Genomic DNA, 23,150 nt, shown 5'->3' on the forward strand with positions numbered 1-23,150 from the left:
TATGAAGTGGGCCGAAGGAATTGATAAGCTGGGACTAGGACTATACTTCCTGCTTTGTATTTTCGCTATTGCAAATATCAATAGTGTAGATGCTGAATTAGGTAAGAAGCAATTGATATTCTTTGGTCTTTCAGTGTTTGTTGGTATTATCATATTTTTTACCCGGAATAAGTTTTTCGAAAACATGGCTTCTATTATCTATGTTGGTGGGGTATTACTACTTATTGGATTATTCCCTTTCGGAAAAGAGATTTTAGGACAGAAAAACTGGTATAAATTCGGGAGTTTTACCATGCAGCCCGTAGAATTTGCCAAAATTGGTACAGCACTTATGCTGGCCAACTATGTTGCCGGGCCCGATTTTAATATAAAAAATAAGAAATCTCTGTGGACAGCTCTTGCTATTATTGCTATTCCTGCTGTTGTCGTTCTTGCGATTCCGGATGTAGGTTCTCTTTTGGTATTTGGTGCTTTTTTTATTGCTTTATACCGTGAGGGGCTTAGTGGATGGCTTTTTGGCTTAGGTTTCCTTTTTGCTGTGGTTTTCCTCGTATCACTTGCCATAAATCCACTTTATGTCGTTTTAGGAATTCTTATTATTACCGGATTACTCATCTTCTTTAATTATTACAAAATCCCATGGAATATTATTTCCATTGGTTCTATTGTAGGCTCAGTGCTTATTCTTAGCGGATTGGCTATGGCTTCTCCAAAAATCCTTGAAAAACTGCCTAAGCACCAGAGAGAAAGAATTGAAGTGCTTTATAAGGGTGAAAGAATGTTTCGTGATACCTCTGGTTACAACCTTTTATATTCCAAGACCGCTATAGGTTCTGGTGGACTATGGGGCAAGGGTTACAAGGAAGGTTCTGTAACTCAGGGTAAGTTTGTACCAGAACAGCAAACCGATTATATCTTCTGTACAGTAGGTGAAGAATGGGGCTTTATAGGAAGTGCTACGCTTATTATTTGTTATGTTTTGTATATCGGACGGATATATTATCTGGCAGAAAAGCAGAAGAGCACCTTTAACAGGGTTTTTGGCTACAGCTTTGCCTCTATACTTCTTTTACACTTTTGTATCAATTTAGGCATGGTTATGGGCTTATTTCCGACGGTTGGTATCCCTATGCCCTACTTCAGTTATGGAGGCAGTTCCTTATTGGCCTTTTCTATGATGACATTTATATTCTTCAAACTGAACTACGCAGACCGCAATAGTCTGGTATAAATCATTTTATTTCAAGCTTATATTACATTCCTCGACAATCGGAATTAGCTAATCCTGCTTACATATGCAGGATCATGGCTGTCTGTTAATATACTTTTGTAAAGAATTCTAGTTATTCGTTAATCGCCAAATGAGTATATTAAGATTATGACCTATAATTATCTCAAAGCTTAATGACGAACATAAAAGCCATTTACAATCAATAACATTGTTTTTCTGGGAGAAATATCAACTATAAAGATTAGAGCTTAAATACACCCCATAAAAAACAAAGCCTTTAGAAATCTAAAGGCTTTGTTTTTGTTATTTTCATTTATTCTACAAAATACTAGTTCTCTGCAATAATTCTTTTTGCTGATCTGTATTTTCCTCTCCAATATGAATCATCCAGTGAAGATACCATTACTCCTCTTGATGTAGAAGCATGGATAAACTTGATTTCACCAGAAGATGTTACTTCTTCAACAATTCCTACGTGAGAAATTCTTCCTCTTCCTGAATGTGCAAAGAAAATAAGGTCTCCCTTCTGTAAGTTTTCTTTTGCTATAGCTTCTCCTTCATGAGCCTGAGATGCCGCTACTCTTGGTAATTCTACACCTGTAGCTTCTTCATATACTGACAAAACAAAAGCAGAACAATCTATTCCGCTTCTAGTTGTACCGCCTAAACGGTACGGTGTACCAAGGTATGTATATGCCTGCTTCAGGACATTATCGATTGTATTATTTCTTTTTACTGATGCGTTTAATGCTTCTTCCATTCCCGCCTTCTCTAAGCTCGCAAATGTAGCCACAGATTCGCCTACATTTTCTTTGATTTCTTTTTTAGCTTCCGCTATTTTTTTCGGGCTTAGTTTCGCCAGTTTGGCATCGGTTTTGTATTGTACAGGGCTGGAAACAACATAATTAGAAACACACGATTGTAGTGACATAGCTCCTACAATTGCTATTAAATAAAGTGAAATTCTTTTCTTCATATATATTTAATTACTGTGTTAAAATGTACTCTTTTTTTGAAAATTGCTTCACAAATTTAGACAAAGGTGTTTTTCGAGCACTGCTCAACCACCATGCACCCTGTACATTTTAACACTTTTTAACGTTTATATAGAGAGTGTTAAAAAAAAAGAAACCGCAAACTGCCTTTTTTGGCGATTTGCGGTTTCTTTTTATTAAGATTCTTTAACAAATTTATTCCAATCTGTCTATAAATACCATTGATACTAGAAATTAAAGGTATATGAAAGATTAAATGTTCTTCCTCTTCCTTTATAATAGAATAAGTCCGGAACACCGTAAGCGCCATACAGAATCTGCGAACGCTTGCTCCATATCGTTTGATAATCGGTATTGAAAAGGTTCTGAATACCGAGGTTAAATTTACCCCATGGCAGCTGATAGCCAATCATAAGATCTGCTGTATCGTATGCGTCGATCACATTTCCTAGATCGTCTTTAAGTTTAAAGTTTTGTAAATGCTGGTATCTGAAGTTCCAGTTTTTAATCTGATAGCCTATATAAGATACCATTTTGGAAGGTGAAGCATTGTAAACCTCTTGTTTGTTCCACGCTCCTTTGTTATCTACTTCAGACTTTATTAAAAGTCCACTGGCTCCAAAATATACTCCGTTAGGCATGTAATAAGATATTTCTGCCTCTATTCCCATATTTCTAAGCTTCAGATCATTGACAATTAACTGAAATGTTTGTTTGTCTACTGTTATGCTTTTATCGGAATTGCTTAGGAACCCTGAAACCTGGGCTTTAAAGCCATTACTGTTAATACGGTAACCAACTTCATACTGATTTGTTTTAATGCCCTGTAATGGTTGCTCTTTAACGTTAATACTGGATACTACATTCCAGTTTCCCGTTTTCTGATCCAGAGCGTAAGTTCCGGCACCATAATACTTGGACGGGTCAGCAAGACTCACACCTTGAGAGAAAGTTCCCCATACCTGATTCTTTTCATTAATCTTATATAAGAGTCCTGCATTGGCAAGCGTCATATTGTAATCGCTTTTCCCACCAGGAATAGCTGAAGCAGATTTACCATAGCCCATTGCTACCTGCACTTGCTGCGTTGCACCTACAAAATCGTCTACCTCTACATTAATTCTCTGATAACGCACCCCTGCATTAAGTTGTAATTTAGGAATGATATCATATTTTACCTGAGCATATCCTGCATAACTTCTGGAATGGTTAGTTGGATACCTGCCAAGCTCGTATTGCGTTGTGTTAATTAACCCGCCGCTTGACATTGTTTTTTCAAGATTGTATACCGACTGATTTGCATCGAATTTTTCAAAATCTATATCAACCCCGTAAGTAATATTTAGCTTATTCCAGTTTTTAGAAAGCAATGCTTTTATACCTGTATAATAAGTATTCTGTTGGGAAGACGACATATAGCTTATTGTACCCGTCTGTAACTTCAGATTACCCGGAAAAGGGTAAAAGCCTAATTTCTCACCTCTTGTAGCAACCTGCACATAAAGGTCCTGCCCTCCTAATATATTGTTTCCGGTATACGCTAAAGTTCCCATATAACGTTCCGTTCCGATATTTTTATCTGAAGAGAATCCGTCTCTCATAGATAAGATTTTAGGATCTCTTTTTGTAAAAGCACTAAGATTCTCACCCAGAAAAACACTTCTGTCACCATTGAATTTGGAATTATAATACTGTACAGATGCTGTAATCTTATGCTTGTTGTTAAATTTGTAGCCTCCTGTTGCAAGGATGTCTATTGACTGGTTATACTGTAAATCTGTCTGGGTGATATCAGTAATCAGCTGCTTCTGGTCGGCTCCATATACACCACCATTCTGCTGGTAGGCAACACCAAGTCTTCCAAATAACTTTTCGCCTTTCCCTGCGATAGATTGAGCAGCACGATAATCGTGATCATATTTCCCCATAAACCCGGTACGCACTCCTAATTCAGTCTCACCACTTAAGCCTTTTTTAGAAGGCGTTTTGGTAATAATATTAATAATACCACCGGTTGCATTACCTCCGTAGATTGCACTTGCTCCAGAAAGAACCTCAATTCTTTCGATATTAAAAGGATCTATAGCATCCAGCTGACGGCTGATTGTTCTTATACTGTTTAGAGAAACCCCATCAATCATTACCAATGCCGAACGGCCACGCATATTTTGACCGTAATTGGTTCTACCCTGTGGACCTATGTCTAAACTCGGTATGAGAATAGAAAGCATTTCTTTAATAGGAACTCCGTTTTTAGCCTGTAGTTCAATTTTATCTTTTGGCACTACCCAAACTGTTCCGGGAATATCCGATATCTTCGTCGGCTTTCTGGAGGCTACAATTACAACATCATCTATATTCTTAGTATTTCCGGAATCTTTTACACTTTGTGCATATCCCGGGAAATAAGCCAATACAGCTATAGCAGGCAATATTATTTGTTTTTTCATAAACAGAAATAAATATATTTTAACTGGCAGCAAATATAGTTTTTATTAATTCTAAATTAAAACAAAATAATAGTGAAATTTGTCAGGAGAACTATTCTAAGAATAAGAAACAAACCGATAACATCAGTTAATTAGATTCTGAAGCAATAAGAACAGAAAGGTTAAAGAAATACAGAGCATAAAAAAAGCACCTACATTTCTGTAAGTGCTTTATAAGAAGCTCCTCCTGCTGGGCTCGAACCAGCGACCCTCTGATTAACAGTCAGATGCTCTAACCAACTGAGCTAAGGAGGAATGTCCTTTGTTTTAAGTGGTGCAAATATACACACATTTTATATTCACTGCAAATATTTTTTTACATTTTTTTGCAATAAAATCTCTATCAATTGAAAATCAGCTTATAAATATCACTACCGAATATAAGAATCATAAGCCCTAACAGGAATATCACCCCTATCATCTGTGCATTTTCTAATACTTTCTGAGGGACAGGCTTTCCTGTTACCATTTCCCAAAGTGTAAATAAAACATGGCCTCCATCCAATCCTGGAATAGGAATAAGGTTAAGGAATGCCAACCATACAGAGAACATTGCCGTAAACGACCAGAATGCAACCCAGTCAATCTGTGCAGGCATTTGCTTTATAATACCTATAGGCCCTGAAACTTTAGTATAACCTTTTGTTTTTTGGTTAAAGATAATTTTAAACTGCTTTATCTGCATTACCAGTACATCTATAGTTCTGGTAAATCCTCTCGGAATAGCCTGAAGGAATCCGTATTCTTTTGTTACACTAGTTTTTTCAAAAGAAGCCATCATTACTTTAAAATCTGGTGTAAAGCCTATTTTTCCTTTAGCATCTACATTTACCGGAAGTTCAAGCTTTTCACCTTTTCTCTCTACTCCTATAGTAATAGTTTTGTTTTTGTTAGCCGTTACCTCTCCCGAAACTTCATCGAAGAAAGGAGCTGGCTTTCCGTTTACAGAGATAATTCTGTCTCCTTTTAATAATCCAGCCTTTTGTGCCCCCATATTTGGTGCAACAGAATCTATAACGGCAGGAAATCTTGGAGAGAAATAAGCTTTTGCTTCGTTAGATTTAATAACTTCTGCAACTCCGTTCTCATTAACCGGAAAGGTTACTTCTTTTCCATTACGCAATACAGTAGCCTCATTCGCGAAAAGCATATTGATCATGGACGTCTCCATTCTTTCAGCAGGCTTTCCGTCAATTTTCAGGATTTTATCACCTGTTTCAAGTCCCATTTTGCGGCCTTCTTCGGAAACAGCTATACCGTTTTCAAATTTAGCATTATCATGGTAAGTTTCTCCATTAAAGAAAGAAAGACATGAATATATTAACCAGGCCAAAAAGAAGTTAACTGTTACCCCGCCAAGCATGATAATAAGACGCTGCCAAGCCGGTTTAGATCTGAATTCCCATGGTTCAGCAGGTTTCTTCAATTGTTCAGTATCCATACTTTCGTCCACCATTCCGGCAATTTTCACATAACCACCGAAAGGAAGCCAGCCTATACCATATTCTGTTTCTCCGATTTTCTTTTTTACTAGAGAAAACCAAGGGTCAAAGAAAAGATAAAACTTTTCAACTTTGGTCTTGAAAAGTTTAGCCGGAATAAAGTGCCCTAATTCATGTAGGATCACCAAGATTGATATACTTAAAACGAATTGAAATATCTGATTAAATAACTCCATTTGTAATATTTGAAATGCAAAAATAGGAATAATATTCGAGCCTGAGGGGAAATAAAAAAGTTGCCTTATAATAAGGCAACTGTACTATTTTTTGTTGTTTATGGATTACAATGTAAACTTGAATCCAAATCCGAATCTACCTACATTAGAATCTCCACCATTTGAAAGCCAGAATGCTGGTCTCCAGTCGAATGAAAATGCAATAGGTGCTCCGTTAATCTTGTACTCTAAACCTGCCATCGGACGGATTGCAAACTGAGTATCTCCACCTTTAACAAAACCTAAAGCCGGTCCGATACCTAAATACCAGTTAAGACCTTTAGCTCCGGAAATACCTTTGTTGTAAGAGTACATTGCCTGTAGCATAGTAACGTGGTTACCAAATACTACTTCTGCCTGTCCGGCATTGTTAGCGTCGAAGAAGTGCTTTACAGCCGGCCCTACCAAAGTAGATCCATCTCCAAAATCTACAGAAAGCCCTAAGCTCGTTTTGTAGATCTGTGCCTTTGCCTGAGTTGCTCCAATTGCTAAAAAAACAACAGCAAATAAAGATTTCAATAAATTTTTCATAATCGTCAATAGTTTATATTTATTTGTTTTTACTTTTCTTTTTATTATTTCAGGTTGAATACTACACCGATCCCACCTCTGTTACCTACTTCAGCAAAAGCTCCGATCGTAGGTGTAAAGAAATATCTGAATCCTATATGTGCTCCAAAATCAAATGTATCACCAAGAACTCCCATTGTTATACCTGGATAAATATCGAATTTATCCGGAAGCTCCAATACATCCTTCAGATGGTAATTTGCGCGTGCATATACAGATATCGCTGTTTTTTTATTTCCGTCAACCGTTTTACCTTCAGAATAAATACCAACTCCGGCACCTATAGAGATTGCATCAGCAATTCCGTAATCATAAGACCCTTTAACACCAAAACCTCCTTTTCCCCATACATTCATGCCTGCTTGTATTTTTTGGTCACCTTGCCCATTCCAAGCCTGAGCACTGGTCATCTGAATAGCAAACATTCCTATTATAGAAAACAATACCTTTTTCATAAAATAATCTTATATTCCTTTATTATCAATAACTTTACTAACGCAATTTTAATAAATTTATTCTTACTGTTTATGAAAAATTTAAAAATATTGGGCTTACAGCATGATATTCAATGGAAAAATAAAGTTAAGAATTTTGAAATAATCGAAAATCTTTTGCCAAAAGAAGATAAACCGGATATTTTTCTTCTCCCTGAAATGTTTGCTACTGGCTTCTGTATGGATGTAGAAGAAATTGCCGATCAGGATGGTGAAGTTCTGAACTGGATGACATCTTTAGCTGTAGATAACAATATTGCTGTAGGCGGAAGTGTTGCTGTAAAAGAGAATGGCAAATTCTACAATCGTTTTTATTTTATAGAAAAAGATGGAACTATACATCATTATGATAAAAGACATCTTTTTTCCTATGCAAAAGAGGATCAGTTTTATACACCGGGAACAGAAAAAATAGTTATTGAATATATAGGCTGGAAAATCTGTTTGCAGGTTTGTTATGATCTTCGCTTTCCTGTCTTTGTAAGAAATACGGAAAATTACGATCTGATCCTGAATGTTGCCAGTTGGCCATCTTCCCGAATAGATGCCTGGGATACACTGCTAAAAGCAAGAGCAATTGAAAATCAGTCTTATGCTTTTGGCCTAAATCGTGTAGGAGATGACGGCAATAAGCTACATTATAACGGATCCTCTCATTGCTTCTTTGCAGATGGTTCAGAAATAGCACTTCTAAAGGATAATCTTATTTATGCCGAATTAGATAAAGATTTATTAACTGAATTCAGAAATAAGTTTCCGTTTTTAACCGATCAGGATATTTTCAGCCTTTCTTTATAGGGCGAAACCATTTATTATAATAATTTACTGAAAATCAATTTAATAAAACCCGTGCTATCAACTTGATTGTGCTATAATTTTCTGATTATTAACTGAAAAATAGACAAAATTAAATTAGCCTATAAAAGTGATAGATTTTTTCATTGGATTTTGTTTATAATCGTTCTAAACAATACCGTTTTCTTCCCGTTTGTGTTAAGAAAATTTAATATTTTTGCATCATAAATAAAATGAAATGGGACTTATTCTTAAACCGATTGATGTTGTAGACGACATTTCACAGGAAGATTTCCGCGAAAAATATCTAAAGCCACGTAAGCCAGTGGTAATAAAAAATATGGCTAAAAAATGGCCTGCTTATCAGAAGTGGACCATGGAATATATGAAAGAGGTGGTTGGCGATGTAACTGTTCCTTTATATGACAGCTCAAAAGCTGATCCTTCTGCACCTATTAATTCATCAGCTGCAGAAATGAAATTTGGCGATTATATCGACCTTATTCAGAAGGAACCTACTGACCTCAGAATTTTCCTTTTTGATCCGATAAAATTCGCTCCGAAATTACTGGATGATTATATCTCTCCAAAAGATTTAATGGGAGGATTCCTGGATAAATATCCAAACATGTTCTTCGGAGGTAAAGGTTCTGTAACCTTCCTACATTTTGATATCGATATGGCTCATATCTTCCATACACACTTTAACGGACGAAAACATATTCTGCTTTTCGACTACAAGTGGAAAGAGCGTTTGTATCAGATTCCATATGCAACATATGCACTGGAGGATTATGATATTGAGAATCCTGACTTCAGCAAATTTCCGGCATTGGACGGTGTAGAAGGAATTGAATGTTATCTGGAACATGGAGATACTTTGTTTATGCCAACCGGATGGTGGCACTGGATGAAGTATCTGGATGGTTCATTTTCTATTTCACTTCGTGCATGGGATAAGAGCTGGGGTGTAAAAGCCCATTCTCTTTGGAACCTTACCGTTCAACGCAAGTTTGACAACTTCATGAAATCGCGTTATAAAAAACGTTATATGGATTGGAAAGAAAAAAAGGCTTTCGAAAGAGCGAATACCGCACTGAAAAGAGGCCTTCCGAAATAAAATAAAAATCCCAGCAATGCTGGGATTTTTTTGTTAGTTTTATTATATGAAAATTTTCCGGATTCTTTTACTTTCAGTCTTATTTCTTCAATGTAAAAAGGAAGAAAAAATTTCTGACGGAGTTACTTTTCAATATGATAAAAGTGTTCCCATGAAATTTCAGGATTTTAATGAAGGGCTCGATGAATATAATGGCTCGGTAGTATATATAGGTCATATGCCGAAAACTATTTTTATAAAATACTATTCAAAAGGTATTATGATTCCCCCTCCTCCCTCTCCGATAGAAAATAATTTTCAGGAAAAAAAATACAAACAGGACGAAAGAAAATATGATTTAATAAAGCAAAAATACTTCAACGGCTACCTCCCTGTATTTATATCACAAAAAGATATAAAGAAAGATTCTATTGGAAACCATAATATAAGGATTGAAGCAAATACACATGATACAATCCCATTTTACTCAATTCCATTTAGCAATTATCAAATAAAAGCTTACAAAGCCTTCCCTGTTTATATAAAAAATATTTCCTCCCATAATTTGATACTTCCTGTTGGGCGCTTAGGATTATCATATGAAGTTTTAAACCTGTCTAATAAATGGCAAATATTATATAATAATAATTGGTTTATTTGTGGTACCGGCTCACTTCCTAAAAGGTATTACTTCTTTAAAAAAGAAGATATGGTAATTTTCGGAGTTCCATATCTTAAAGGCAATTTTAAAACAAAAATGCGTATCCGATTTGAATACGCAATTTCTAATGAATTCGATGCTTCTGTTAATCCTGAAATTTTCAAAAAACAACGCTAATCGATTTTATAAATCAGTCATTATAATATCCTGTAAATCGGATACTGTCTGTGAGTTTTTTTCTCGTAATAAGGAGAGTTTTCATACACCCAATCCAGCTGTGCCTTTCCTTCTTTCGCAAAGTCCTTATCTATTTTCTTTTTAGCTTCGAATGCTGTTCTTAATGCCAAATCATTTTTCATAAGCTCTGCTGCTGTATCTTCAAATATATACGCAGAATAATATTCTTTTTGTCCCAGCATGGCATCAAAGAAATTCCAGTTAAAGAAAGAATCTAAAGCTTCAGGCTCTAATGTTTCTAATATATATTTCACGCCTGCCTGCTGTGTTGGCACCACATAATCTCCAGCCAAAAACTTAATTTGTTTATTGGATTTCCCTACAACTGTTTCATAATGGGTATAATGACCTTCGTAAGGATTCTTCACTGTTTTAAAATCATTGATTTTATATGTCTCTACAGTAGCTACACTATCACGCTTCAGTACATTCATGCGGATATGATTTCTTTTCAACTCTTCTATTACACGGTATTCCGATTGTGGAATTACATAATACCTCGGGATGCTTACAAATCCGGTTGGGGCATAGGTATTGAAGAGTTTTATCTTTTTTGTAAAAGGCTTATTCCGGTCATAGTACAACCTTTTCTGTCCGGAAATTCCACTTGGTTTATACCCTGCCTCAAAACCTTTAAAATCCATTGTTGAATACTTAGTAGAATCTACTTTCCAACGAATAGGATATTGTTTCCCGGCTGTATATTGCTTAAGATTTTCTTTACGAAGCTCTTTTATTTTCTTATAATTATTATCAAGATTTTCAAGATTTACCAGCATATATTTGTAGGTAGCATCTACTCTTTTATCATAAGGCTTTAGCATATGGGTTTCCACAACCGTTCCGATAGAGTTAAATAAGCTGGTATATCCTGTTGCATAACGGGGAGAATCTTCGAAAGAAGCAAAGCCAATTTCCGGAACATCTCCATGAATATTAACATAAGGAGTGCTTTCGTATCCCAATGCCTGCATTTGCTTTAGATTGTCAGCCTGAAATTCGTTGAAAAAATAATCACCAAGTGATTTTCCAAGCCTTTCTTTATGTGTGGAAATATAAGTGAAAGTATACTGATAATCGGCTCCGTTGCTTACGTGATTATCAATAAATACATCGGGATTTAGCCATTGGTATATCTGCTGGAAACTTCTGGCATTTTTTGTGTCTGCTTTTATAAAATCCCTGTTCAGATCATAGTTTCTGGCATTTCCGCGGAACCCATATTCTTCCGGTCCGTTCTGATTTGCTCTGGAATAAGATCCTCTGTTCAGCATTCCGCTAACATTATAAGCCGCAATAGCTGCTATAACAACGTTCTTAGGAGCCTTTACCTTCTGCATTGCCAGATCTCGCATCAGCATCATGGTAGCATCTATGCCATCGGGTTCTCCGGGATGAATCCCGTTATTAATCATCAGGATAGTTTTGTCCATACCTAACTTTTCTATTTTCTCCTTAAATGGATTAAAAACAACCACATAAATTGGCTTTCCATTATCGTCTTCTCCCTTTTGCAGGTATTGAATATTTTTGAAATTTTTAGACAAATCCCTGTAAAAAGTATTCATCTCATCATAAGTAACGGACTGGTTACCGTTTCCTTTTTCATAAGGTGTGAGGTAAGTATTCTGTCCAAATACCAACCCTGAAAAGCAAGACAATAAAAGAAATTTAAGCTTCATGAGTTTATTATTTTTCAAAACTTAAATTTACAACATTGTCATCATAATTTATTTACAGATCAGGGATTTCTTCCCTTTTCATACGGATATAGATCCGGAAGTAGCTCACTTTGCCAAAATTCCTTGGTATCGATATCCATAATAGATACAGCTCCGGTAAAAGCTGCTCCAGTATCTACATTCCAGATATTAGCCTTATTCAGAGGATATGTTACTCCTAAATGCAATGTAGGTGTATGGCCTATAAAGATTTCGCTGAATAAAAGTAATCGCTTTGGATACTGCAAAGAGTCTTTCTCAATTCTTGTATCCAAAGCTACAGCGGTCTCCCACAATGTTCTGTCCCATCTGTAATTACTGGAATGCATTTCTTTCTCGGGTCCATGCATAGAAGAATAGCCTGCATGTATAAAAAGCCGGTTCTGTTCATCTGTATAATAATTATGCATCTGTCCAAAAAATTCCAGATGCTTATCAATTTCTTCGTCAGAATAATCAGCATAGCTTTCCATAGTTGTTACACCACCGTTTAGCAGCCACATTTCGGGTTTATGACCAAAGCTTAACCATTCTTCACAATAAAGATCATGATTACCTTTAACAAATATACATTCCTGTTTCTGTGAAAGCTCTATAAGAGCATTGATTACTTGTGAGGATTCGCTCCATCCGTCTACATAATCTCCGAGAAAAATCAGTTTATCTTTATCTGTAACGTTTGCACGTTCTAATACTTGTTCCAGAGCCTTAAGCCCACCATGAATATCTCCTACAACTAATGTTCTGCTCATTTATTTCGAAATGTATTTTGTACCAACACTATTATTCGGCTCTTTTGCCCTTGACAGTACGTTCTGTAACGAAATTAAGCAAAATATGATAGCTATAAGACTAATCTTTTTCTATTGTATCTATATTTGTTTATAAATAAAAGACATGATTATAAAAAGAGTTAATTCAACTGATAAGGACTTTCAAAACCTTGTCAGGTCATTAGATGCTGATTTAGCCATTCGCGATGGTAATGATCATGCTTTTTACCACCAGTTCAACAAAATAGATTTACTAAAAAATTGTGTTGTAATCTATATGGATAAGCATGCCGTAGCATGTGGAGCCTTCAAAGCATTTTCTGAAGACAGTGTGGAAATAAAAAGGATGTATACCAATCCTGAAAAGCGGAAATCCGGATTGGCTTCCAGAATATTATATGAGCTGGAGATTTGGGCTAAAGAAAACGGATATAAAAAGTGTGTATTGGAGACAGGAATAAAACAACCTGAAGCAATTGCTCTTTATCAGAAAAACGAATACTATAAAATACCTAATTATGGCCAATACATAGGTATTGAAAATAGTATATGTTTTGAAAAACAATTATAATTATTTAATAAAAAACAGACTCAAATTTTATATAAATTAAATAAATAAACAACTTAATGATAAAAATTCATAATTTTAATATTGAAATATAAACCTTTTAAAATTAAACAATTATGAAAAAATTATTATTGATTTTTGGCACAGCAATGCTATTTATTGCCTGCGATAAAATGAAAAATACCAGCGAGAAGGAAAGTGAGAAAACTGCCCCTTCTACAGCAAAATCTGACTGGAAGCCTGTAGATTCTGCTACAGCAAATAAAGCATGGATGGAATATGCTGCTCCCGGCGAACTGCACAAAGTACTTGCAAAATATGTTGGAAACTGGACTGGTGAAACAACTACATGGATGGAAGAAGGCGGCCAGCCTGTAAAAAGTACTTCGGATTGTACTAACAAAATGATTTTTGGTGGACGCTACCAACTAAGCAATTACAAAGGAAATTTCATGGGAATGCCTTTTGAGGGGATGAGTATTATGGGATACGATAATGCCAAGAAAAAATTTGTAAGTACCTGGATTGACAATATGGGAACAGGAATGATGACGGCTGAAGGAGAATGGAATTCTTCAAAAAAATCTATAGAATTTAAAGGGAAAATGACTGATCCTACACAGACTAATAAAGAATGTGAAATAAGAGAAGTCTACACCTTTAATGATGACAATACACATACTCTGGAAATGTTCGGACCGGGATCTAAAACTGGTAAGGAAATAAAAACAATGGAGATTAAATTTGTCCGCAAGAAATAACAATAAATAAAAAGACCGGAACTATTTCCGGTCTTTTTTTATATTTAGTCATTAAGCTTTAATACTGCCATGAACGCTGATTGTGGCACTTCTACCCTACCAATCTGCTTCATTTTCTTTTTACCCTCTTTCTGTTTTTCCAAGAGTTTACGTTTTCTGGAGATATCACCACCATAACATTTTGCTGTTACGTCTTTTCTAAGCGCTTTAATCGTTTCTCTTGCGATAACTTTAGTTCCTAATGCTGCCTGAACCGCAATATCAAACTGTTGTCTAGGGATCAGTTCACGCAACTTCTCACACATTTTCTTTCCGATGTGGTATGCGTTACTATCGTGAATCAATGAAGATAAGGCATCCACCATATCACCATTGATCAGAATATCCATTTTTACAAGCTTAGAAGCTCTGAATCCAATTGGATGGTAATCGAATGAGGCATAACCTTTAGAAATTGATTTCAGACGGTCGTAGAAGTCAAATACAACTTCTGCCAATGGCATATTGAAGATTAGCTCAACTCGCTCTGAAGTCAAATAACTTTGGTTAACGATTTCACCTCTTTTCTCAATACATAGAGTCATTACTGAACCTACAAAATCCGATTTAGTAATGATAGATGCCTTAATATAAGGCTCTTCTACCCTGTCCATAATCGATGGGTCCATCATTTCTGAAGGGTTATTAATCAGAATCGGAACTTCAGGCTCCTTTTTAGAATATCCAAAATAAGACACGTTCGGAACCGTAGTAATAACGTTCATATTAAACTCCCTATCCAAACGCTCCTGAACAATTTCCATGTGCAGCATTCCAAGGAATCCGCATCGGAAGCCGAAGCCTAATGCTGCTGAACTTTCTGGTTCAAAAACCAGAGAAGCATCATTAAGCCTTAATTTTTCAAGTGAAAATCTAAGCTCTTCGAAATCTTCAGAGTCAATTGGGTAAATACCCGCAAAAACCATTGGTTTTACTTCTTCAAATCCTTCAATCGGTCCTGATGCAGGTCTGTCAAAGGAAGTAATGGTATCTCCTACTTTTACCTCTCTTGCGTCTTTAATACCGGAAACCAGATAACCAACATCACCACACTGAATGGTTTTCTTTGGTACCTGTTTTAGTTTCAAAGTTCCTACTTCATCTGCACCATATTCTTTACCAGTAGCAAAGAATTTAATTTTTTCATTTTTAGAAATACTTCCGTTTACAACTTTAAAGTAAGCTTCAATACCTCTGAATGGGTTGTATACCGAGTCAAAGATCAATGCCTGAAGTGGTGCTTCCGGATCTCCTACAGGTGCAGGAATTCTTTCAACAATCTGCTCTAACAGGTTATGAACTCCTTCTCCTGTTTTACCTGAAACACGAAGTACATCTTCATATTCACAACCGATAAGATTCATAATCTCATCCGTTACTTCTTCAGGGTTTGCAGAAGGAAGGTCTATTTTATTAAGAATAGGAATAATTGTAAGATCATTCTCCAATGCCAGGTAAAGATTGGAAATAGTCTGAGCCTGAATACTCTGTGCAGCGTCTACAATAAGCAATGCTCCTTCACATGCAGCGATTGAACGGGAAACTTCATATGAAAAATCCACGTGTCCCGGAGTATCAATAAGGTTAAGGATAAACTTTTCCCCCTTATACTCATAGTCCATTTGAATTGCGTGGCTTTTAATAGTAATTCCACGCTCTTTTTCCAGGTCCATATCATCAAGAGTCTGCGACTGCAATTCTCTTTGTGATACAGTATTTGTATATTCTAAAAGCCTATCAGCCAAAGTACTTTTACCGTGGTCGATATGGGCGATAATGCAAAAATTTCTTATATTCTTCATCGAATCTATTAGTATCTGCAAAGATATTGATTTTGAACCAAAAACCTAAAAATAAAAAACCCTGCCGAAGCAGGGTCTAACACTAAAACTACTATTAATGAAAAATGCTATTTTACAAGCGTTTATCCAATTTTTAAGGAGGATATCTTAGAGTCATTCCTCATTGACTTAGTATATTTACTTTTTCTCTTCTTCCTGATGTTTTTTATCCATTATCCTCCGCCCCATTCTTTTCTCCATTTCAAACATTTTTTCAAGTTGTTTAGGAGTCAGAACCTTCAAAAAACGATCAGCGTATGTTCTTTTGTTGTTTAATAGTTTCTGTGAAACATCAAACCCTGTATAAATTTTTTCTTTTGTTTCTTCTTCAGAAAGTTCCGGTTTGTTATATTTTTCCTTGAACTCCTTCATTACAAACATCTGGCTTACCTCATAATTATTGTAAACCTCTCTGAAAGCTTTTTCCTGATTTTCATTCAGTCCAAGATTTTTAACAAGAATATCAACTCTTGCCTGATGGTAATCGTTCATTCTTTCCTCCTTTTTTTCTGTATTTCCACCAGAAGAAAGGTTGCTTTTAATCTGAGCATGTGTTGAAGAAAACATTCCTAACAATACTAAGAAGCTTAATATTTGTGCTGTTTTTATCATTATTAATATAAGTCTAAATAAGTATCAATCTCATATTTTTTACTCTGCTCAGCCAACTCCTGAGAGCTTAAATTGCTTATTGCTTTGTCAAATTTTTTATCAACTGCATTAATAGCTTTTGGTCTGCTGTATGCATTTTTAGAATCTGTAAGCATTGCTTTCTTAGAGTTAGATGCAGAATTTTCAGCAAAGTTAAATCCATCATCGGATTTTTTTTGATTTTCTGCAATTCCTTCACCAGAACCTTCATCAGAAGGCTGTTTTTTATCATCAGAATTTTCTGCAATCTTAGGCTGAATATTCTCTGCCACTATTTCTCTGTCTACTATTTTCTCCTGTGTCTGTACAGCACCGTTATTTGTATAGTAGAATAAAATAGTTCCTACAATAAGAGCCAAAGAAGCTGCAATACCGGACAGCATCCTCATAGGAAGTATTTTTCCCTTAGGCTTTTTGTGTTCTGCCACTCTTTCAAGGACATTACTTTGCATATCTTTGAAAAAGCCTTCAGGAACATCGTAAATATTACGGCGTTCAAAATCTTCAATATCTGTCTTTTTCATCTTTATTTATTTCCTTTTTTATTCAAATTCTTCAATGTTCTGCCGCAAATAATCTGTTACTTTTTCTTTTGCGTAATGATAGTTTGTTTTTAATGTTCCAACTGACATATCCAATATCTTAGACATTTCTTCATAAGGAAGATCGTCATAATACTTCAGTGTGAAAACCAATCTTTGTTTTTCAGGCAGACATTGGATTGCCTTCTGCAGCATAATTTCTAATTCTTCAGCATCGTGCTTTGCATTTTCTGCAACAGCATTCTGCAGATAATACTCCGCCCCCTCGTCAGTCACCTTCATTTTTTTCACCTTATTCAGATGCTGCAATGCTTCATTTGTAGCAATCCGATAAAGCCATGTATACAGCTGGCTTCCTCCTTTAAATTTATCAAAATTATGATAAACTTTCACAAATGTATCCTGCAGCAAATCCTGAGCATCATCATGCTGAACCACCAGCCTTCTAATATGCCAGTATAATCGACTCTGATAGGCACTCATAAGCATCCGAAGTCCCTCTTCACGGGTCTTCGGAGACTTCATTTGTTCAATAATGAGCCCCTCATCGATTTTCATTCCTATGTTGGATATCAAATTCTATGAAAAGTTAAATTATTTTTTTCTTACAGATGCTTATTTTATAAAAAAGCCCTGGTCATTGTCTGACCAGGGCCTATAAATTCAATATAAATTTTTAATACTAAGTGCCTGAAATTACTACTCTGTCAGAAATTCGGCTTCCTGAATTTTATGATTACAATTTTGTTCTCTGTTTTTCTTCAGATAAGAGTTAATAGCAAGAATAAGCAGAGAAATAATACCAAACGCTGCTCCTATCCACGGTGTAACAGAAATTCCTTTTGAAACAATAATCCACCCTCCTATTGAGGTCCCTAATGCAACACCAAGGTTTCCTGTTGAGTTTTGCAAACTGTTGGCAAACTCTAGTGCATAAGAAGGTGCATTAGAGACCATATAAACAACAGCTATCATTACACATGGACCATACCAGAATCCCCAGATAGAAATAATACTAATTGTAAGTACCGGATTGGTATTGAAATTTAATAAAAAAGGAAGTACAATAGTTCCTAAAGAAAACAATACTACTGCCGGCATCATTTTCTTGTTAAGCATTTTCCTGGCAACCCAATTAGAAGCAACACCCATTACCCCAAATAAAAAGATCATATAGCTGGTTGTTTTTTCATCCATTGCCAGACTTTTTTGAAGATATTCCGCAATATAACTGTAAGTGCAGAACCAGGCAGTGATAAGAAACAAGTTAAAAGCCATACTTAGTAGAAATATGGGATCTTTAAGAATAACCAACTGTTTCTTTAGTGAAGTTGTTTCTTTAGGCGCGGGAACCGATGGCAGCATTTTATAAATAATGACAATAGTAAGAAGACTAATAATTGCCTGTAAAACATAGGCAGCCTGCCATTGCTGAAAAACCCCCGATACATAGCCTGAAAGCGGAACAGTAATTACTGAAGCAACAGCAATTCCACTTATAACTATACCTATAAGTTCATTCTTATACTTATCGTCTCCTAAAGCCACTGCTGCATAAATAGCTGCAGCAATACAGGTAGGCTGTAGGAAGGCAGGCAACATTCTGACAATGAGTAAAACCCCAAATGGAGGGGCCATAATCGATAAAATATCCGATAATAAAAATAAGACCATCGCGACTAGCATTATCTTTTTCCGGTTAAATCCTGAGGTAAGAAGTGTAATTATAGATCCGGTAACTGCTATTGTAATCGAAAAAATACTCAAAAGACTTCCGGCTTTATCTATAGAAACTCCATAATATTCTGAGATCTGAGGAAGTATGCTGATAACTCCAAACTCTGTACTAATAATTCCAATTAATGTGAGGCACCCTATATAAGCTGCTTTTTTCATTCTGATTTTTCTTTCAAAATTAGATTTATACGTCTAAATTTGCATATAGTACGTTAAATTGTATGTTACTGTAAAAAAAGTAAGTAATGGGGAAAATAAAAGAAACATCAACCAATAACATAAATAAACAATACATTATAGAATGTGATACACCCTATGCTATCTCACAGATTGGAGGGCGGTGGAAACTTCTTATTTTGTGTCAGTTAGAGGGTGGAAAAAAGCGCTTTGGGGAGCTTCATAAGAGTATTTGTAATATTACCGAACGAATGCTTACCACACAACTTCGTGAACTGGAAAAAAGCAGTATTATAAAAAGAACAGTATATGCTGAAGTTCCGCCACGGGTGGAGTATGAATATACTGAAATGGGCTTGGAGCTGGTTCCTATTTTAAAGCAATTAGGCTGTTGGGGCGCCAGAATTCGCAAAATTACCAAAGAAGATTCTTCAGAAGAATAAGACCATATCCTAAAATCTTATACCTATATTTGTAGTATGACGACAGTAATAATAGGCTCAGGGAATGTTGCCTGGCACATGGCTAAAGCCTTTAAAGAAGCAGGAATAGATCTTATTCAGCTTTATGGAAGAAATGAACAGGATCTAAAAAAATTATCTTCGGAAATCAATGTTGAATATTCTACTGATCAGCTAAAACAGGCAGATTTTTATCTGATATGTACAAGTGATAAAGCAATAGCCGAAGTTTCTAAACAAATACCATATGAACAAGCTCTTGTAGCACACACATCAGGATCCTTATCACGTGATGTGCTGGAAGGACCGTACCGAAAAGCCTGTTTTTATCCACTGCAGACCTTCTCTAAAAGCAGAAAATTAGACTATTCAAAAATTCCGCTTTTTGTAGATGCAGGGTGGGAGAGTGACAATATACTTTTAACTGATCTGGCAAATAAAATCAGCACCAATGTGATGCGCATTAATCATGAGCAGAGAAAACAGATGCATCTTTCTGCTGTATTTGCCTGCAATTTTGTTAACCATCTCTATGCTCAGGCCGAGATAATCTGTAAGCAGAATGATATTCCTTTCAATTACCTTTTACCACTAATAGAAGAAACTGCTGACAAAATAAAAACAATTTCTCCTAAAGATGCACAGACGGGTCCTGCCGTAAGAAATGATCAGAATGTAATCCGGTTCCAGGAAAACCTGATTGACAATGATAATCAGCTTAATATTTATAAAATACTTACTGAATCTATAACCAAAATGTATGAGCTATAAAGAGAATCTGAAAAATATAAAAGCATTTGTATTCGATGTAGATGGTGTTTTTACGGATGGATCAATCATCCTTCAACCAGATGGTAGCATGAGCCGTATTATGAATGTTCTGGACGGATACGCAATTGTAAAAGCTATTAAGGAGGGTTTTGTAATCGGTATTATTACTGGTGGGAACGATCCTATGGTAAAAAACAGAATGCAGTATCTGGGAGTAACGGATATTTATATGAAATCTCATGATAAAATGGAAGACTTCGACGATTTTGTTTCAAAATACCAGTTTCAGAACTACGAGATTTTATTTATGGGTGATGATATTCCGGACAAATATGTCATGGAAAAGGTAGGAATTGCAGCATGTCCAATCAATGCAGTCCCGGAAGTGAAAGAGATCTCTCATTATATTTCCAATATCCACGGAGGAAAAGGATGTGTCCGTGATGTTGTAGAACAAGTAATGAAAGCTCAGGGAAAATGGCATGATGATAATACCCAAAGCATCTGATAAAGTACGAAGTTAGAAGTACTAAATCAGAAATAATAAACACGAAAAAATAGAGAATAAGAAATATGAAGATTTTATTAGCTTCACAATCTCCGAGAAGAAAAGAGCTTATTTCGGCTCTTGGCTATGATTTTAGCACTGTAAAAATAGATTGTGAGGAAATCTATCCGGAATCTTTACCGGTTGCTGAAATACCTGCTTATTTGTCTGAATTAAAGGCTAAAGCATATACTGCCATAAAAAATGACGAAATCCTGATTACTGCAGATACTATCGTAGTACAAGATGGGGAAGTACTGGGAAAACCAAAAGGGGAGGAGGATGCGAGAGAAATGTTGAAAAAACTTTCTGGAAAAACACACCAGGTAATTACAGCTGTCCGTATTTCATCCGGTGAAAAATTCTTTACATATACAGACATTGCCGATGTTGAAATGGAAGATATTTCGGATGAGGAAATAGATTTCTATATCAGGAATTACAAGCCAATGGATAAAGCCGGAGCCTATGGAATACAGGAATGGTTGGGTATGGCTAAAATAAAGCGTATCAATGGAAGTTTTTATACCATAATGGGACTTCCAACACATTTGGTATATAAAGGACTGAAGGAATTCGGTTTATAATTCAAGATTTTATACAGATTCCGCTCCATAGGAGTGGTTCTGTAACGCTTTTCGTTGTTTTGATTTTATGTTTTTAAAACGATTTATAAAATTACAATACTCCAACGCAAAAGTACAATTTATCAGCCTTGGCAAAGTTTGAAACCATGCCAAGGCTACAAATAAACGATTTTACAATTTTTCAGTTTGGGTAACATTAATTACCAGCTGATTTTTTCTTTACCCCTTGAAAATCTTTCAGATAAAAAGGCTCAAAATAAGCGATATCTTCAAAGTTTTTATTTTTTACAGCTTCTGATCCCTTGCGTACAAGATGTTGAGCAGAAGGATAGATTTCATCTTTGTATTCCGCTTTTAAAAGCTTTAGTATTTCCTGGGACTTTTTTGCACCATCTCCAACAAACAGGACTTTATAATCCTGATACTCTGAAAAGCTGTTTTCATCCAGGATTTTGGCTTCAGTAGGAGATACTTCTTCTCCTTTCTGGTTAAACACCTTGGTATAAACTTCCATTCTGCGGGCATCCATCATAGGAATGATATAATCATATTCACCATTGAAATATGGCTCAGCCATTGCATCAAGAGAGTTAACAGTTACCAAAGGAATATTCAAACCGAAACAGAAACCTTTAGCTGAAGCTGCTCCAATACGCAAACCGGTATAAGAACCTGGCCCTTTGCCCAGACATACAGCTTCAATATCTTTCAGACTAAGCTCAGCTCCTTCTAATGCCCATTCTACAAAAGTATGCAGACTTTCAGATTGTTTATAATTTTCAGAAGTTTCCTCACAAAGGCTCAACAATTTCTCATCATCCGAGATTGCCACTGAGCAGTTTTTAGAAGAAGTTTCCAGGTACAAAATTTTCATGCTGCAAAGTTATAAAAAGTTAAGAGGTTATGAGAACACTGTAATCCAATATCTATTTTCTGAAAATCTGAGTAGGAGAAGCCTGTGCAGAAGGGTAGATGGTCATATCAGCAATTGTTACATGCTTTGGAGCATTTACAACATAGGAAATAACATCTGCAATATCTTCGGCTTTCAGCGCTTCATATCCTGCATAAACTGTTGCTGCTCTTTCTTTATCTCCTTTAAAGCGAATTTCTGAAAATTCTGTTTCTACAGCTCCTGGTGCAAGATCAGTTATTTTAATTCCAAATTCTGTAAGTTCCAGACGCATACCTTCACTTATTGTTTTTACTGCTTTTTTGGAGGCACAATAAACAACTCCATTTGCATAAGTCTGCAATGCTGCTACAGAGCTAATGTTGATGATATGTCCGGAGGCTCTTTCTTTCATCCCGGGAATAATGCATTTAGACACATATAAAAGTCCTTTTACATTCCCATCCATCATCATATCCCAATCAGAAACTTTACCCTCTGTAAGCGGTTCTAAACCGTGTGCATTTCCGGCATTGTTAATCAATATATCTATAGCTTTCCATTTTGCAGGAAGGCTTGCGATAGCATTCTGTACTTCTTCAAAATTTCGAACATCGAAAGTAAGTGTATATACATCCGTTTTCTGAGCTAATTCTCCTGCAAGCTCTTCAAGAATTTCTTTTCTTCTTCCACAAAGAATAAGTCTGTAGTTTTCACCAGCAAGTCTTGTCGCTGCTGCTTTTCCTATTCCGGATGTTGCTCCGGTTATGAATGCTGTTCTCATAAATAAATGT

General features: G+C 35.8%; 24 protein-coding genes and 1 tRNA gene. 10 read left to right on the forward strand and 15 right to left on the reverse strand.

Annotation, left to right across the window (positions count from 1 at the left end):
* Position 1 precedes the first annotated feature (1 nt).
* Complete coding sequence (gene rodA / locus ATE49_RS16655) at positions 2 to 1,231, forward strand: rod shape-determining protein RodA (protein WP_059156115.1); 1,230 nt, start codon at positions 2 to 4, stop codon at positions 1,229 to 1,231.
* Positions 1,232 to 1,559: 328 nt separating this feature from the next.
* Here rodA and ATE49_RS16660 read toward each other — a convergent pair whose 3' ends face one another.
* From ATE49_RS16660 to ATE49_RS16685, 6 genes are all read right to left on the reverse strand, one after another.
* Positions 1,560 to 2,207: a C40 family peptidase gene (locus ATE49_RS16660; RefSeq protein ID WP_065083009.1), complete on the reverse strand. Its 648-nt coding sequence runs from the start codon at positions 2,205 to 2,207 to the stop codon at positions 1,560 to 1,562.
* A gap of 246 nt (positions 2,208 to 2,453) precedes the next feature.
* Positions 2,454 to 4,676 (reverse strand): TonB-dependent receptor, encoded by a 2,223-nt coding sequence (locus tag ATE49_RS16665; RefSeq protein ID WP_065083010.1) that lies wholly within the window; start codon positions 4,674 to 4,676, stop codon positions 2,454 to 2,456.
* Between the two features lie 220 nt (positions 4,677 to 4,896).
* Positions 4,897 to 4,970: transfer RNA gene (locus tag ATE49_RS16670), tRNA-Asn, on the reverse strand.
* Positions 4,971 to 5,058: 88 nt separating this feature from the next.
* Positions 5,059 to 6,393, reverse strand: a complete 1,335-nt coding sequence (rseP, locus tag ATE49_RS16675; RefSeq protein WP_065083011.1) for an RIP metalloprotease RseP — start codon at positions 6,391 to 6,393, stop codon at positions 5,059 to 5,061.
* 105 nt (positions 6,394 to 6,498) lie between these two features.
* The gene (locus ATE49_RS16680; RefSeq protein ID WP_034871910.1) at positions 6,499 to 6,963 is read right to left on the reverse strand and encodes a hypothetical protein; all 465 of its coding nucleotides are present in this window, start codon (positions 6,961 to 6,963) and stop codon (positions 6,499 to 6,501) included.
* Positions 6,964 to 7,007: 44 nt separating this feature from the next.
* Positions 7,008 to 7,457, reverse strand: a complete 450-nt coding sequence (locus ATE49_RS16685; protein ID WP_045182743.1) for a DUF6646 family protein — start codon at positions 7,455 to 7,457, stop codon at positions 7,008 to 7,010.
* 72 nt (positions 7,458 to 7,529) lie between these two features.
* On the opposite strand from ATE49_RS16685, the gene ATE49_RS16690 reads away from it, so the two are divergent.
* The 3 genes from ATE49_RS16690 to ATE49_RS16700 all read left to right on the forward strand — a co-directional run bounded on the left by ATE49_RS16690 (position 7,530) and on the right by ATE49_RS16700 (position 10,228).
* Complete coding sequence (locus ATE49_RS16690) at positions 7,530 to 8,294, forward strand: amidohydrolase (RefSeq protein ID WP_065083012.1); 765 nt, start codon at positions 7,530 to 7,532, stop codon at positions 8,292 to 8,294.
* A gap of 235 nt (positions 8,295 to 8,529) precedes the next feature.
* A complete protein-coding gene (locus ATE49_RS16695) occupies positions 8,530 to 9,411 on the forward strand; it encodes a cupin-like domain-containing protein (RefSeq protein ID WP_065083013.1) in 882 nt (293 codons plus the stop codon).
* Positions 9,412 to 9,562: 151 nt separating this feature from the next.
* Entirely contained in the window at positions 9,563 to 10,228 is a 666-nt protein-coding gene (locus tag ATE49_RS16700) for a hypothetical protein (protein ID WP_260256194.1), read from the forward strand.
* Positions 10,229 to 10,248: 20 nt separating this feature from the next.
* On the opposite strand, the gene ATE49_RS16705 is transcribed toward ATE49_RS16700, so the two are convergent.
* Positions 10,249 to 11,970 carry a M14 family metallopeptidase gene (locus tag ATE49_RS16705; protein WP_065083015.1) on the reverse strand — a complete coding sequence of 574 codons (1,722 nt, stop codon included), beginning with the start codon at positions 11,968 to 11,970 and terminating at the stop codon, positions 10,249 to 10,251.
* Between the two features lie 59 nt (positions 11,971 to 12,029).
* Positions 12,030 to 12,761, reverse strand: a complete 732-nt coding sequence (locus tag ATE49_RS16710) for a metallophosphoesterase (RefSeq protein ID WP_065083016.1) — start codon at positions 12,759 to 12,761, stop codon at positions 12,030 to 12,032.
* Positions 12,762 to 12,906: 145 nt separating this feature from the next.
* Here ATE49_RS16710 and ATE49_RS16715 point away from each other — a divergent pair, with 145 nt between their 5' ends.
* Together ATE49_RS16715 and ATE49_RS16720 are read left to right on the forward strand one after the other, a co-directional pair.
* Entirely contained in the window at positions 12,907 to 13,353 is a 447-nt protein-coding gene (locus ATE49_RS16715) for a GNAT family N-acetyltransferase (RefSeq protein ID WP_065083017.1), read from the forward strand.
* A 113-nt stretch (positions 13,354 to 13,466) separates the two neighbouring features.
* On the forward strand, positions 13,467 to 14,111 hold the full coding sequence (locus ATE49_RS16720) for a DUF1579 domain-containing protein (protein ID WP_065083018.1): 645 nt from the start codon (positions 13,467 to 13,469) through the stop codon (positions 14,109 to 14,111).
* A gap of 44 nt (positions 14,112 to 14,155) precedes the next feature.
* Here ATE49_RS16720 and lepA read toward each other — a convergent pair whose 3' ends face one another.
* The 5 genes from lepA to ATE49_RS16745 all read right to left on the reverse strand — a co-directional run bounded on the left by lepA (position 14,156) and on the right by ATE49_RS16745 (position 19,080).
* Positions 14,156 to 15,952, reverse strand: coding sequence for a translation elongation factor 4 (gene lepA, locus ATE49_RS16725; RefSeq protein ID WP_034871934.1), 1,797 nt, complete (start codon positions 15,950 to 15,952; stop codon positions 14,156 to 14,158).
* A 177-nt stretch (positions 15,953 to 16,129) separates the two neighbouring features.
* Complete coding sequence (locus ATE49_RS16730; protein ID WP_185154906.1) at positions 16,130 to 16,603, reverse strand: hypothetical protein; 474 nt, start codon at positions 16,601 to 16,603, stop codon at positions 16,130 to 16,132.
* A gap of 2 nt (positions 16,604 to 16,605) precedes the next feature.
* Positions 16,606 to 17,166, reverse strand: coding sequence for a hypothetical protein (locus ATE49_RS16735; RefSeq protein WP_059345795.1), 561 nt, complete (start codon positions 17,164 to 17,166; stop codon positions 16,606 to 16,608).
* Between the two features lie 18 nt (positions 17,167 to 17,184).
* Complete coding sequence (locus ATE49_RS16740) at positions 17,185 to 17,742, reverse strand: RNA polymerase sigma factor (RefSeq protein WP_065083020.1); 558 nt, start codon at positions 17,740 to 17,742, stop codon at positions 17,185 to 17,187.
* Between the two features lie 141 nt (positions 17,743 to 17,883).
* Positions 17,884 to 19,080, reverse strand: coding sequence for an MFS transporter (locus tag ATE49_RS16745; RefSeq protein ID WP_065083021.1), 1,197 nt, complete (start codon positions 19,078 to 19,080; stop codon positions 17,884 to 17,886).
* Positions 19,081 to 19,166: 86 nt separating this feature from the next.
* Here ATE49_RS16745 and ATE49_RS16750 point away from each other — a divergent pair, with 86 nt between their 5' ends.
* From ATE49_RS16750 to ATE49_RS16765, 4 genes are all read left to right on the forward strand, one after another.
* A complete protein-coding gene (locus ATE49_RS16750; RefSeq protein ID WP_065083022.1) occupies positions 19,167 to 19,541 on the forward strand; it encodes a winged helix-turn-helix transcriptional regulator in 375 nt (124 codons plus the stop codon).
* Positions 19,542 to 19,577: 36 nt separating this feature from the next.
* Positions 19,578 to 20,330, forward strand: coding sequence for a Rossmann-like and DUF2520 domain-containing protein (locus ATE49_RS16755; protein WP_059345798.1), 753 nt, complete (start codon positions 19,578 to 19,580; stop codon positions 20,328 to 20,330).
* Positions 20,320 to 20,838 carry a KdsC family phosphatase gene (locus ATE49_RS16760; protein WP_065083023.1) on the forward strand — a complete coding sequence of 173 codons (519 nt, stop codon included), beginning with the start codon at positions 20,320 to 20,322 and terminating at the stop codon, positions 20,836 to 20,838. Before ATE49_RS16755 ends, ATE49_RS16760 begins: the two co-directional genes overlap by 11 nt.
* A 65-nt stretch (positions 20,839 to 20,903) precedes the next feature.
* Positions 20,904 to 21,464 carry a Maf family nucleotide pyrophosphatase gene (locus ATE49_RS16765; RefSeq protein WP_065083024.1) on the forward strand — a complete coding sequence of 187 codons (561 nt, stop codon included), beginning with the start codon at positions 20,904 to 20,906 and terminating at the stop codon, positions 21,462 to 21,464.
* 196 nt (positions 21,465 to 21,660) lie between these two features.
* Here ATE49_RS16765 and tsaB read toward each other — a convergent pair whose 3' ends face one another.
* Both tsaB and ATE49_RS16775 read right to left on the reverse strand, forming a co-directional pair.
* Positions 21,661 to 22,338 (reverse strand): tRNA (adenosine(37)-N6)-threonylcarbamoyltransferase complex dimerization subunit type 1 TsaB, encoded by a 678-nt coding sequence (gene tsaB / locus ATE49_RS16770; RefSeq protein WP_065083025.1) that lies wholly within the window; start codon positions 22,336 to 22,338, stop codon positions 21,661 to 21,663.
* Between the two features lie 52 nt (positions 22,339 to 22,390).
* Positions 22,391 to 23,140 (reverse strand): SDR family NAD(P)-dependent oxidoreductase, encoded by a 750-nt coding sequence (locus ATE49_RS16775; protein WP_065083026.1) that lies wholly within the window; start codon positions 23,138 to 23,140, stop codon positions 22,391 to 22,393.
* Positions 23,141 to 23,150: the final 10 nt, after the last annotated feature.

This window comes from Elizabethkingia miricola (assembly GCF_001675285.1).
GTDB lineage: Bacteria > Bacteroidota > Bacteroidia > Flavobacteriales > Weeksellaceae > Elizabethkingia > Elizabethkingia miricola.